Source organism: Psychroserpens damuponensis (assembly GCF_000826655.1).
GTDB lineage: Bacteria > Bacteroidota > Bacteroidia > Flavobacteriales > Flavobacteriaceae > Psychroserpens > Psychroserpens damuponensis.
Genome location: NZ_JXJO01000016.1, coordinates 267,619 through 280,740 on the forward strand (window position 1 = coordinate 267,619; position 13,122 = coordinate 280,740).

The window sequence follows — 13,122 nt, forward strand, 5'->3', positions numbered from 1 at the left end:
TTGTTTTGCTATTAAGGAACAAATTATGAAATTAAGTAAAATATTAGGGTTAATTCTCTTGCTTTTAAGTATACTACTTTTAAGTTTAGAGCTTAATAATCTTGAGCAAAGCGCTATAGGAGTAAAGGCAATTGCAATGTGTTTATTAATACTGCTTTATACGATTGTTGTTGTTAAAAGAAATAAATTCTTTATGCTTTTTTTATTAACGTTTACTGTTGCTTTGTGTCTTGATTATTTTAGTTATGATGTTGTATGGAGTTACAATCAAATAGATGTGTATTATGTGGTATGTAATGGGCTTTATGTTTTGGCTTATATTTTCTTAACACTTAGAATATTCTACTTAATAAACGTCATTAAATCTACTACAAAATATCCTATTCAAACCTTGTCTCTTATGTTTTTAGGTGTTTTTGTTGTGTATATGATTACAGATTTGACGACGTCAAATTCTGATTCAGTAGATGTAAATATTGTTCAAATCATTTATATAACTGTAATTGTATTTATGATGTGCTTGTCTGTTATGAATTACATTTATAATGACTCTAAAAAATCTATGATTTTACTTTCTGGTACAGTAATGATTGTTTTTTCTGAGGTTATCCAAATGGCATATTATTTTTTAACAGACCTGCAAAATGCATTGAATATTATTTATTCTTTTTTAACTATTACAGCCTTCGCAATGTTTTATTTTCAGTCTAAGTTGCAGCCTAAACAACATGTGTTGGTTGAGCCATTAGAAAGTGTAGAAGCTTAAAGTTTATGACCAATAAAGGGAATATTCTTTTTGGAAATGTATAGTACAATTGCTGATAATACAAACGTTACGAGCGCTGTATAAAATAAAACGCCTCCATCTCCATTTATTTCTATGCCCAATTGTGTGAGGTGCATTAGTATTGCTCCACCAATTATGCCTAAGGTTAAGGTGGCGCCTAACCATGCTGTTTTTTTAAACAGTAATAGTATACCTGCAAATAATTCTGCAATGCCAATACCAATTCTCCCAATAGGTTCTAATCCTACTTTAGTGAATATGTAGACACTATCTGGATGTGCAGAAAATTTAAATCGTAATGTTTGTAAAAGAATTATAGCTATTGCTAAGCGTAAAATAAAAGGGATGTATTTTTTCATAATATAACAGTCTATGGTGTTAGACGATTAAAAGTTGAAAACCTACAAAGTCTATAAATGTTTTAATAAAAATCGATAAAGTGTAGTTTTATAACGTCGAAATACATAATTTTTACTACATTTGTGTTACCCAAGTTGAATGTGCTATGCTAAAATCACATAAATTAAAGCCAAATAAGGTGTTAGTTATCGTAATGTTACTATTGTTATTATGTACTTATGTAGCTCTATATTTTAATATGCATATGGTATCGAAAATTGTAAAGTTGACCACGGTTACTGTTTTGCTTACATTTTATTTTTGTCAATTACATAAAATGGCAAATGTATTTATTCTCACTTTTTTAGTGTTTTTTATTGGTGATGCGTTCTCTGTTTTTGAATTTGGTGAATTGTCATCCAAATTATCTAAGATATCATATTTAGGATCTTATGTATTATTAATATGTGTACTGCTAGGGAAATTAAAGCGGGTTAAGTTTGAGGGGCTAGTGACTGTGTATTTAGCAGTAGTTTTACTATTAAATTCTTATTTTCTATATATACTTTATGGTGTTGCAAAAAATAATTTTGTAGATCATGCAAACCTCCTTATTTATATTTGTCACGGCATAGTCATTATTGCGCTAACTTATTTTTCTTTTGCAGTTTATTTAAGTAGGGAAACTGCGCAATCTATTACATTCCTATTAATGGTATTTTGTTTTGCCTTTTCAGATGTATTACATTATATCTGTGGTATGTATGTGTATTTTTGGGTGTTTGAAGTATTTGAGCATATGTTACATATAGCAGGTTTGTTTTTACTATATAAGTATGTGTATGATCATCATACCAATAATTATAGTGATAAACGAATACACTTATCTAAATACGGTATTCCTACAACAGAAAAATTGCGTCAAATCCCTGTTAATTTATCGTAAATTTAAACGATTATAGAGGTGCCGTTAGCGGCTTTATTTTTATCGGAATCAAAATAAAAATCTATTTTACCTAAATTAATTCCGTAGCAACCAACTTGGTTCACGAGCATATTTTTTCCTTCGGAATTTTTTACAACCGTAGGTTTTTTCAAAAAGGTATGTGTGTGTCCGCCAATTATAAGATCTATATCTTTAGTGATTCCTGCTAGTTTTAAATCTGAAATTTTCTCAGGACGGTTTTTGTAGTTGTAACCTAAATGGGATAAACATATAATAAGGTCACATTGTTCATCTTCTTTTAAAATCCTGGTCATTTCTTGAGCAGCTTCTGTAGGATCTAAATACACAGTTTCCTTATACATGCGTTTTTCTACTAGACCTTCTAGTTCAATTCCTAGACCAAATATTCCAATTTTAATGCCGTCTTTTGTTATGATACGATAAGGTTTAACATGTGTATCTAATACAGTGTTAGAAAAGTCATAATTAGCAGATACAAAATCAAATTTAGCATGAGGTAATTGTGCGTAGAGACCTTCGATGCTATTATCAAAGTCATGATTACCAATGGTGGCAACGTCGTATTTAAGCATGCTCATGAGTTTAAATTCTAATTCTCCACCATAATAATTGAAGTAAGGTGTGCCCTGAAAAATGTCTCCTGCATCAAGCAGCAATGTATTGGGGTTTTCTTTTCTAATGGCTTCAACTAAACTAGCGCGTCTTGCAACTCCGCCTTGATTAGGGTTTCTGCCGTCATCAGGTCCAAAAGCATCTATATGACTATGAACGTCATTAGTGTGTAAAATGGTTATTTTTTTTGTTGTAGAAGGTGTAAATGAGGTGAGGCTCATTCCTCCAAGTCCAATTAATGCTGAAGCTGCTGCTGTTTGTTGTATAAAATCTCTTCTCTTCATGTGTTTATTTTAATTGGATAAAACGATTATCAATAACTGGTTTTAGGGTGTCTATTTTGGTAAAATAATCTATAAGTACATTTCTAACTTTATAATCGAGTACATATAAACTGTCATTAGTTTTAAAAAAATCCATACGATCACCTCCATTATATAAATAGTCATTTGTAGCTACATTGTAAGTTTTACTAAAATCTAATGGTTGGTCACCTAATGTTGCCGATTTAAAATTTCCGTCGACATCAAGAACAATATGTAATTTTGAAATTGGATGAGCGCGTTTAGCTTTAGACAAATACTCGAGAAGTTCTTTAACTTGCGCACCTTTTAGTTTGACAACTACTGCAGAGTTATCAAAAGGCATGACTTCATAAGCTGTTCGCGTTGTAATATTTCCTTTAGAAATAATTGAACGTATACCACCATGATTTAATAAAACAAAATCAATATTCTCACCTGTTCGGCTATTAAAAATAGGGTTAGATTGCTCGTAAACGGCATCAGCCATCATGTTACCAATGGCAGTATTATAATCGCCATCACTCTTTGAATACGTATCAACGGCATAAGCCAGAACGCTATCTAGATTTGCATTCACATGCTCGCGATAAGGTTTTATGATATCCTCTATATTTTGATTGATTTCTAGACTATCAGAAATATTAATTTGCTTGCCTTCAATTTTGTTAAGATAAACATCTTGTTTTTTACAAGCGCTTAAACTTAAGATTGTAAATAGGAGGATAACTTGTTTATAATTCATGAATTTTATTATGAAATGTTTAGAATATCGTACACACTGTTTTTATTACATTTGTACAAAGCATAAATATAAATGATTTTAAAAGTTTTCAAAGTAAAATCAAATCAAAAATACATCAACAAATTGTTAAATGCACGACAAGTTGCTGTAAGTAGTACTAAAGTAAATACTGTTGGTGTTATTTTAAATATGAATGAGTTTTCTGATTTCGAAGCTTTTAGGTTGTTTTTTAAGAGTTTAGGTATACAAGCATCTAAGGCAAAAATTATAGCTTTTGTTGATGATCCTAAAGATTCAAATGAATTATGGGACACCTATTTTAATCCAAAACATTTTGGTTGGAAAGGAAAAATAAATAATACCGACTTACAAACGTTTGTAGATACAAAGTTTGATGTACTCATTAGTTATTATAAAGAGTCACATGTTGAACTTAATTTAATTACTGCAGCTTCAAAAGCTAATTTTAAAGTAGGATTAACAAATGACGATGAACGTTTATATGATTTAATGATTAATGTTAAGCCTAACGAGTTTCGGGTTTTTAAAAACGAATTAAAAAAATATCTAACCGTATTAAATAAATTATAAATGACAAAATTTCATGGTACAGGTGTAGCCATCATTACACCTTTTAATGATGATTTAACAGTAGATCATGCTGCCTTAGCTAACTTGGTAAACTTTAACATAGATAATGGTACTGACTATATCGTAATAGCAGGAACCACTGGAGAAAGTGTAACTATAACCAAAGAAGAAAAGCACGCGATTATGCAAACCATAATTAAGGCCAATAATGGTCGTGTGCCATTAGTGTTAGGTATTGGAGGTAATAATACAGCTACCGTAATTGAAGAAATTAAAGCTACAAATTTATCTCAAATAGACGCACTTCTATCTGTATCTCCATATTATAGCAAACCACAGCAAGAGGGCATTTATCAGCACTTTAAAGCAATTTCTCAAGCATCACCAGTTGATATTATACTGTATAATGTTCCTGGCCGTACGTCTTCAAATATGTCTCCAGAGACTACATTGCGTTTAGCCAATGATTTTGAAAATATCATTGCGGTAAAAGAAGCAGGTAATAATGTGCATCAATATTTAAAATTATTGCGCGATAAGCCAGACGATTTTCTCATTATCTCAGGAGATGATGATTTAGTATTAGGTGTTGTATTGGCTGGTGGAGCAGGAGTGATTTCTGTTTTAGGTCAAGCTTTACCAAAACAATTCTCAAAAATGATTAACTTAGGGTTAGAAGGGAAAGCGAAAGAAGCCTATGCGATTCATTATAAATTAATGGATTTAACAGCACTTATTTTTTCTGAAAATAATCCAGCCGGAATTAAAGGTGTGCTAGAGGCTTTAAACTTATCTACTCCTAAAGTAAGACTACCCTTGGTTGAAGCGTCAAAAGAGTTGAAGCAAAATATAAAACAAGCGCTTGAAAAATTAGATTCTTAATTTAAAAGTTAAATATTACTTAAACATAATGAGAGCCTAAATTCATCGGTTATTTTTGAGTGAAATTAATGTTTTTATTATACGTTATTAATACGTACTTTTGCAACCTGTTTTTTATTTATGAAGAAATTATTTTATTTATTAGCACTATCATTAGTCTTGAGTTCATGTAGTGAATATCAAAAAGCACTTAAATCTGAAGATATAGCAACTAAGTTTGAAATGGGTACTAAACTATTTGAAGCTGGAAAATGGTCTAAAGCAAATAGAATTTTAGCTTTAATTGTACCTAATTATAGAGGAAAACCTCAAGCCGAAAAATTAATGTACATGTATGGTAGATCTTTTTATGAAATGGGAGATTACATTACAGCTGGTTATCAATTAACCCGTTTTGAAAATGGATATCCTACAAGTGAAAAAGCACAAGAGGCTTCTTTTTTAGCTGCTAAAAGTTATTATCAAGTGTCACCTGTTTATAGTAAAGAGCAGCATGAAACTATTGAAGCTTTAGAGAAATTGCAACTATTTGTTAATAAATATCCAGATTCTGAATTTTTACCTCAAGCCAATGCTTTAATCAAAGAATTAGATTTTAAGCTAGAGAAAAAAGCGTTCGAAATTGCTAAGCAATATAATAGTATTGCTTATTTTGAGTCTTCAGATTATACAGCAGCTATCAAAGCATTTGATAATTTCTTAGCAGATTTCCCAGGAACAAGCTTTAGAGAAGAGGCAATGTTTTACCGATTAGATTCTGCTTATAAACTTGGTATTAATAGTATCAAATCAAAACAAGAAACAAGGTTAAACACTGCAATTAATTATTACAATAGTTTCAATAAATTTTATCCAAATTCTGAATTTAAAAAAGAAGCAGATAAAATGAATGAAGAGATGACAAGTGCAGCTCAACAATACAATACGAAAAGTTAATTTACACATACAATGGATTTAAAGAAAACACACGCTCCTGTATCAACAGAAACTTATGATAGAAATATCATTGACGCTCCAACAGATAACATCTATGAAGCCATCTCTGTAATCTCTAAAAGAGCCGAACAAATTAATACAGACATTAGACGTGAGTTAGTTGATAAACTAGAAGAGTTTGCAACATACAACGATAGTCTAGAAGAAATCTTTGAAAACAAAGAGCAAATTGAAGTATCTAAATTCTACGAAAAATTGCCAAAGCCACACGCATTAGCAGTTCAAGAGTGGTTAGATGATAAGATCTATTACAGAAATACTGACGACGACATCAAGGAATAATATAAGTATGTCTTCAATACTAAGTGGCAAAAATATACTACTAGGCATAACTGCTGGTATTGCCGCTTATAAGTCAGCTAGCCTTGTAAGGCTATTCATAAAAGCAGGCGCAAACGTAAAGGTCGTTATGACGCCTGCTTCTAAAGACTTCATTACACCTTTAACGCTTTCAACATTATCTAAAAACCCAGTGTTTTCTACATTTACAAATGAAGAGGACGATACTGCTATGTGGAATAATCATGTAGAACTTGGGCTTTGGGCAGATCTTTTTATCATAGCACCAGCAACCACAAATACCTTGTCTAAAATGGCAAATGGTACTTGCGATAATTTATTGATGGCAACCTATCTTTCAGCAAAATGCCCAGTGTATTTTGCGCCAGCAATGGATTTGGATATGTATAAACACCAATCTACCAAAAATTCTTTTGAAAAGTTGAATGCCTTCGGAAATGTTATGATTCCAGCAACATCTGGAGAATTGGCAAGTGGTCTTGTTGGAGAAGGACGCATGGCAGAACCTGAAGATATCCTCTCTTTTGTAGAAAATGATGTCTTGGGAAAATTACCGCTGAGAGGAAAAAAAGTACTCATCACTGCAGGTCCAACTTATGAAGCCATTGACCCTGTTCGTTTTATAGGGAATCATTCTAGTGGTAAAATGGGTTTTGAAATCGCTAAAGCAGCAGCAAATCTAGGTGCTGAGGTCACTTTAGTTTCAGGACCATCACATCAAACAGTAAATCATAGCTTTATTAATGTAATTCGCATTAAAAGTGCGCAACAAATGTATGACGCTTGTCATGCATATTTTAAAACCTCAGATATTGCTATACTTTCGGCAGCAGTTGCAGATTATAGACCAAAAAATGTTGCCAATCAAAAAATAAAAAAGAAAGAACCAACGTTTACTATTGAGTTAGAAAAAACGAAGGATATTTTAAAATCTCTTGGAGCGATAAAAAAACAACAGTTTTTAGTTGGTTTTGCACTAGAAACTAATAATGAATTGGAGTTTGCAAAAGGGAAATTAAAATCTAAAAATTTAAACCTTATTGTGTTAAATTCTTTAAATGATAAAGGAGCAGGTTTTGGAGGTTCAACAAATAAAGTTACTTTTATAACTGCATCTCATGATATTATAGCTCATGAGTTAAAATCAAAAGCGGAAGTAGCTCAAGATTTAATGCAACAAATTTTAAAACAAACACATGCATAAGTATTTATACATTTTTTTAATTTTAGTGGTAACAACATCTTGGTCTCAAGAGCTTAATTGTAACGTTGTTGTAAATGCTCAGCAAACAGGTAATGAGAATGTTCAAGTTTTTAAAACATTAGAGCGTCAACTTAAAGAGTTTATTAATAATACACAATGGACCAACAAATCGTATAAAAATCAAGAGCGTATAGATTGCAGTATGGTTGTGACTATTACTGATTATGACACAGATCGTTTTCAAGCAAGCCTTCAAGTTCAAGCGTCAAGACCGGTTTTTGGCTCAACTTATGGGTCGCCTACCTATAATTTTAATGATAAAGATTTTGATTTTCAATATTTAGAATTTCAGAATTTTGTATTCAACCCAACACAATTTGAGTCTAATCTTGTATCTGTTTTGTCGTTTCATGTATATATGATTTTAGGTATTGATGCAGATACATTTAGTCCAAATGGTGGAGATGAGTATTTTCAACAAGCGCAAACCATTTCAAACTATTCACAACAAAATAGTGCAAAAGGATGGAGCCTACAAGATGGGAGACAAACGAGATTTATTTTAATTGATAATATGTTATCACCAACATTCAAAGATTTTAGAGATGTTTTATATTCGTATCATCGTGAAGGTATGGATCAAATGAGTGTAAATCCTAAAACTGCCAAAAGCAGTATTGTTGAGTCGGTACAATTATTGCAAAAAATGAATACCAAACGACCTAATTCATTCCTTATGCGTGTGTTTTTTGATACTAAAGCAGATGAAATAGAACAAATATTTAGTGGAGGTCCAAATGTTAATGTGTCTAGTTTAATCGAAACCTTAACAAAAATTGCACCCATGCACTCTTCAAAATGGCGTAATATAAATTTCTAAAAGTTTAGGGTATTACCACAAGTAATTTAGTTAACTTCACGTAAGATTTATAAGGTCATGCTTACACAACTTACCATAAAAAATTATGCACTTATTGATGAGCTTCAAGTAAGCTTTAACAATGGACTTACCATTATTACAGGTGAAACTGGAGCAGGAAAGTCTATACTACTTGGAGGTTTGTCACTTATACTAGGCAAAAGAGCAGATCTTGCAAGTGTCAAAGATTCTTCAAAAAAATGTGTGATAGAAGGTGTGTTTGATATTGCAAAGTATAATTTAAAAACACTGTTTAAAACACAAGATTTAGATTATGAATCGCTTACCATTATAAGGAGAGAGATTTTACCTTCAGGGAAATCTAGAGCGTTTATAAATGATACACCAGTTAGACTAGACGATTTACAAGTTTTAGGTGCACATTTGTTAGACATTCATTCGCAGCATCAAACATTGCAGCTCACAAATGATGATTTTCAGTTTCAAATTATTGATGCTTTGGCAAATAATGACAACTATTTGAGTCGTTACATTTCCGAAGTAAAAACCTTTAAATCACTCTCTGCGGAAATAGAAAAACTCCATAGCCAAAAAGCAGAATCATTAAAAGAACTCGATTATAATTTATTTCTTTTAAAAGAATTAGAAGAAGCTAAGTTGGTTGATGGCGAGTTAGAAACTCTAGAAAGTGAATACGAGACCCTAAATAATATTGAAGAGATTAAAGATAAACTTGGGCAATCTCATCAATTGCTAGATAATGAAGATGTTGGGATTACGTCTCAATTAAGAGACATCAAACAGCACTTATCAAAGTTGGTAAATTATGGGTCACAGTATCAATCTATTTATAATCGAATTGACAGTAGTTTAATTGAGATGGATGATATTTTCACGGAAATTGAAAACCTTGAAGAGCAGTTAGAAGCAGATCCAAATCGCTTAGAAGTGGTTAATCTAAAGCTGCAAACGCTTCATAATTTAATGCAAAAGCATGTAGTGTCTTCTGAAACTGAACTTATCGCGATACGCGAAGACCTAGCAAGTAAAGTGACAGAAACGGAAAATTTAGATGCTCATATCGCAGAAAAAGAGAATGATAAAGAACAATTAAAAACGAAACTAGTATCCATTTGTAAAACGATACACAATAACAGAGTTAAGGTTATCCCAAAATTAATACAGCAATTGGAGTCTATTTTAGCAACATTAGGTATGCCAAATGCAAAGTTTAGTATTGATTTAAAACAATCAAACATATTTTTATCTAATGGTAGTGATGTGTTGGAGTTTTTGTTTTCTGCTAATAAAGGCGGACAATTTAATGACTTAAAAAAGTCGGCATCTGGAGGAGAGCTGTCACGTATTATGTTGGCTATAAAATATATTTTATCAAATTATACGCAACTGCCAACTATTATGTTTGATGAGATTGATACTGGAGTCTCTGGTGAGATTTCTAATAAAATGGCAATTATCATGCAAGAGATGAGTAAAGCTATGCAAGTGTTTACAATTACACATTTACCTCAAATTGCTGCGAAAGGAGATCATCATTATAAAGTATTTAAACAAGATATTGATGAGGTGACGCAAACACAACTCAAAAAATTAACGCCCGAAGAGCGTATTGTTGAAATTGCGCAAATGCTTGGAGGCGTTGATGTTTCTAATTCGGCATTAGAACATGCTAAGCAATTACTCAATTAATAGTATCTTTGAACTTAAATAGAAACAACTAACAACTTAATTATAAAAGCATGTCATACAATTTATTAAAAGGAAAACGAGGAATTATCTTTGGAGCGCTTGACGAAAACTCAATTGCTTGGAAAACAGCCGTAAGAGTACACGAAGAAGGAGGTACATTTGTGTTAACCAATGCGCCTGTGGCTATGAGAATGGGACAAATAAATGAATTGGCAGAGCAAACGGGTTCTCAAATAATTCCTGCAGACGCAACATCTGAAGAAGATTTGCAAAATTTGGTAGAGCAATCTATGGAAATTCTTGGAGGTAAAATTGACTTTGTATTGCATTCTATTGGAATGTCTATAAACGTTAGAAAAGGTAAACATTATACAGATCAAAATTATGCCTGGACACAAAAAGGTACAGATGTATCTGCAATGTCTTTTCATAAAACAATGCAAACGCTTTATAAGGCAGATGCTATGAATGAATGGGGAAGTATTGTTGCCTTAACTTATATGGCAGCTCAACGCGTATTTCCAGATTATAATGATATGGCAGATAACAAAGCATATTTAGAAAGTATAGCGCGTAGTTTTGGTTATTTCTTCGGAAGAGATAAAAAAGTGCGTGTGAATACGATTTCTCAATCGCCAACACCAACAACAGCTGGTAGTGGAGTAAAAGGCTTTGACGGATTTATTTCTTATGCTGAAAAAATGTCACCTTTAGGAAACGCAACTGCTTTAGATTGTGCGAATTATACCATTACATTATTTAGTGATTTAACGAAACGTGTTACACTTCAAAATTTGTATAATGATGGAGGTTTTAGTAATATGGGAGTAAGTGATGCTGTTATGGATAAATTCACAGAAGAATAAACTTTTTTAATATAATTATTTTAAGCCTTGACGTTAATTCGTCAAGGTTTTTTATTTTTATACATCTATTAATGAATATGTAACTGTAAAATAGTGTTCTATATGATGAAGTATTACGTGTCCTTTTTTTTAGTTTGTTTTATTTTTAACACTAGTATTGCTCAAATCAATTTTCAAGATGAAGCCGTGGCATTAGGAGTGGGTATTGCCACTGGGAGTCCAATAATGGGAAACGGATTATCATTAGTAGATTTTAATGGTGATGGGTTTGATGATATAACTTTAGCTACTGAAAATGGTCAAGAGCTTCGGTTTTTTGTCAATACTAATGGTAGCTTTACAGAGCAAATATTAAATATACCAAGTTTTAATTATCAAACCAAGTCTGTAAATTGGGTAGATATAGATAATGATGGTGATAAAGATTTCTTTGTGACTAGTGATACCAACGGAAATAGATTATATGAAAACATGGGTAATCTAATTTTTCAAGACATTACTACTGTTTCGGGAATTAACGACGCTAATATGTATTCTTATGGCGCATCTTGGGGAGATTATAATAATGATGGTTATCTAGATGTTTTTATTTCCAATAGAAGTGAAGCAATCGCCAATATATTATATCATAATAATGGCGACAATACCTTTACTAATGTGAGTGTTTTGGCTGGTATTTCTAACTTGGGTCACATGTCATTTTGTTCAGTGTTCTTTGACTATAACAATGATGGGTGGCAAGACCTATACATCTCTAATGATAAAACTAATTATGCTAATATTTTATATAGAAACAATGGAGATAATACTTTTACTGATGAAAGTGAGTCATCATTAACAAATGTGTCAATTGATGCTATGACAACAACCGTTGGTGACTATAATAATGATGGTTGGTTTGATATTTATGTTACTAATGGTCCTTCAGGAAATGTATTATTTAGAAATGAAGGTGATGGCACTTTTTATAACGCAACCCAACAATCTGGAACAAGTTTTAATAGTTTTGGTTGGGGAGCTGTATTTTTAGATGCTGAAAATGATACCGATCTAGATTTATATGTTAGTGGACAGTTGGATGGGTCTATTCCAAGTTTTGTTTCGGCAGCTTTTTACGAAAATTTAGGAAATACGACGTTTAATAGTTCAAATACTTCAGGTTTTAATGGAGATAATAATGAGAGCTATTCTAATGCAGTGTCAGATTTAAATAATGATGGTTTAATTGATATTGTTGTAAATAATGGAGGAGATGACTTATTGTCCGTATGGGAAAATCAAAGTGTTACTACCAATAATTGGTTAAAAGTTAACTTAGAAGGTGTGGTAAGTAATAGGGATGGTATAGGTTCTAAAATTGAAATTTCTATAAATGGAAATAAACAATATCGATATACACATGCTGGTGAAGGGTATCTTTCTCAAAACTCAACAACAACTAGTTTTGGAGTTGGTGACGCTACAGTTGTTGATTATATTAAAGTCACTTGGTTGAGTGGCGTCGAAGATGTTATTAACAACGTAACTACTAACCAAATTTTACAAATTGTAGAAGGTTCTAATTCGTTGTCATTACATGATAATTATGTTGATACAATTTACTTAAAAAACAATCCTGTAAATAGTGTCATTAATGTTGTTTCAACTTTACCTGTTCTTAAGTTAGAACTGTTTTCATTATTAGGGCAAAAAATACTTATAAAATATAATAGTGATCAATTAAATGTGTCACAATTTCAATCAGGACACTATCTTCTTTACATTCAGACTATTAGAGGAGTTTCAGTAAAAAAGGTTGTAATAGAATAAGATTGTAAGTTATTCCATACTTTCGGACGCTTCAACCGATTAAATTGTATTTTATCGATTGCTCTTCAAATATAGAGGTTAGTTTAAATAATAATAATAAATTAGATTTCTAATATTTTTAAACTAACACTA

The 13,122-nt window shown here is 31.7% G+C and carries 14 protein-coding genes; 11 read left to right on the forward strand and 3 right to left on the reverse strand.

What is annotated here, in order from left to right; genetic code table 11:
- Positions 1-25: 25 nt before the first annotated feature.
- Positions 26-766 (forward strand): hypothetical protein, encoded by a 741-nt coding sequence (locus TD29_RS08080; RefSeq protein ID WP_040279965.1) that lies wholly within the window; start codon positions 26-28, stop codon positions 764-766.
- Here TD29_RS08080 and TD29_RS08085 read toward each other — a convergent pair.
- Positions 763-1,146: a DoxX family membrane protein gene (locus TD29_RS08085; protein ID WP_040279966.1), complete on the reverse strand. Its 384-nt coding sequence runs from the start codon at positions 1,144-1,146 to the stop codon at positions 763-765. The two genes, TD29_RS08080 and TD29_RS08085, sit on opposite strands and share 4 nt — an antisense overlap.
- Positions 1,147-1,463: 317 nt before the next feature.
- Between TD29_RS08085 and TD29_RS08090 the strand changes: the two genes are divergently transcribed.
- Positions 1,464-2,072: a hypothetical protein gene (locus tag TD29_RS08090; RefSeq protein WP_152611486.1), complete on the forward strand. Its 609-nt coding sequence runs from the start codon at positions 1,464-1,466 to the stop codon at positions 2,070-2,072.
- 2 nt (positions 2,073-2,074) lie between these two features.
- Here the strand turns inward: TD29_RS08090 and TD29_RS08095 are convergent, their stop codons facing one another.
- Positions 2,075-2,989 (reverse strand): bifunctional metallophosphatase/5'-nucleotidase, encoded by a 915-nt coding sequence (locus TD29_RS08095; protein WP_040279968.1) that lies wholly within the window; start codon positions 2,987-2,989, stop codon positions 2,075-2,077.
- Between the two features lie 4 nt (positions 2,990-2,993).
- On the reverse strand, positions 2,994-3,752 hold the full coding sequence (locus TD29_RS08100) for a 5'-nucleotidase C-terminal domain-containing protein (RefSeq protein WP_040279969.1): 759 nt from the start codon (positions 3,750-3,752) through the stop codon (positions 2,994-2,996).
- A gap of 72 nt (positions 3,753-3,824) precedes the next feature.
- Between TD29_RS08100 and TD29_RS08105 the strand changes: the two genes are divergently transcribed.
- The 9 genes from TD29_RS08105 to TD29_RS08145 all read left to right on the forward strand — a co-directional run bounded on the left by TD29_RS08105 (position 3,825) and on the right by TD29_RS08145 (position 12,990).
- The gene (locus TD29_RS08105; RefSeq protein ID WP_040279970.1) at positions 3,825-4,343 is read left to right on the forward strand and encodes a DUF6913 domain-containing protein; all 519 of its coding nucleotides are present in this window, start codon (positions 3,825-3,827) and stop codon (positions 4,341-4,343) included.
- The gene (gene dapA / locus TD29_RS08110; RefSeq protein WP_040279971.1) at positions 4,344-5,225 is read left to right on the forward strand and encodes a 4-hydroxy-tetrahydrodipicolinate synthase; all 882 of its coding nucleotides are present in this window, start codon (positions 4,344-4,346) and stop codon (positions 5,223-5,225) included.
- 120 nt (positions 5,226-5,345) lie between these two features.
- Positions 5,346-6,161, forward strand: coding sequence for an outer membrane protein assembly factor BamD (locus TD29_RS08115; protein WP_040279972.1), 816 nt, complete (start codon positions 5,346-5,348; stop codon positions 6,159-6,161).
- Between the two features lie 12 nt (positions 6,162-6,173).
- Positions 6,174-6,503 (forward strand): DNA-directed RNA polymerase subunit omega, encoded by a 330-nt coding sequence (locus TD29_RS08120; protein ID WP_040279973.1) that lies wholly within the window; start codon positions 6,174-6,176, stop codon positions 6,501-6,503.
- A gap of 7 nt (positions 6,504-6,510) precedes the next feature.
- Positions 6,511-7,725, forward strand: a complete 1,215-nt coding sequence (gene coaBC / locus TD29_RS08125; protein ID WP_040279974.1) for a bifunctional phosphopantothenoylcysteine decarboxylase/phosphopantothenate--cysteine ligase CoaBC — start codon at positions 6,511-6,513, stop codon at positions 7,723-7,725.
- Positions 7,718-8,605: a type IX secretion system protein PorD gene (gene porD, locus TD29_RS08130; RefSeq protein WP_040279975.1), complete on the forward strand. Its 888-nt coding sequence runs from the start codon at positions 7,718-7,720 to the stop codon at positions 8,603-8,605. The genes coaBC and porD overlap by 8 nt, the downstream gene beginning before the upstream one ends.
- Positions 8,606-8,662: 57 nt before the next feature.
- Positions 8,663-10,315 (forward strand): DNA repair protein RecN, encoded by a 1,653-nt coding sequence (recN, locus tag TD29_RS08135; protein ID WP_040279976.1) that lies wholly within the window; start codon positions 8,663-8,665, stop codon positions 10,313-10,315.
- A 50-nt stretch (positions 10,316-10,365) separates the two neighbouring features.
- Positions 10,366-11,181: an enoyl-ACP reductase FabI gene (locus TD29_RS08140; RefSeq protein ID WP_040279977.1), complete on the forward strand. Its 816-nt coding sequence runs from the start codon at positions 10,366-10,368 to the stop codon at positions 11,179-11,181.
- 102 nt (positions 11,182-11,283) lie between these two features.
- A complete protein-coding gene (locus TD29_RS08145; RefSeq protein ID WP_084203418.1) occupies positions 11,284-12,990 on the forward strand; it encodes an FG-GAP-like repeat-containing protein in 1,707 nt (568 codons plus the stop codon).
- Positions 12,991-13,122 lie beyond the last annotated feature (132 nt).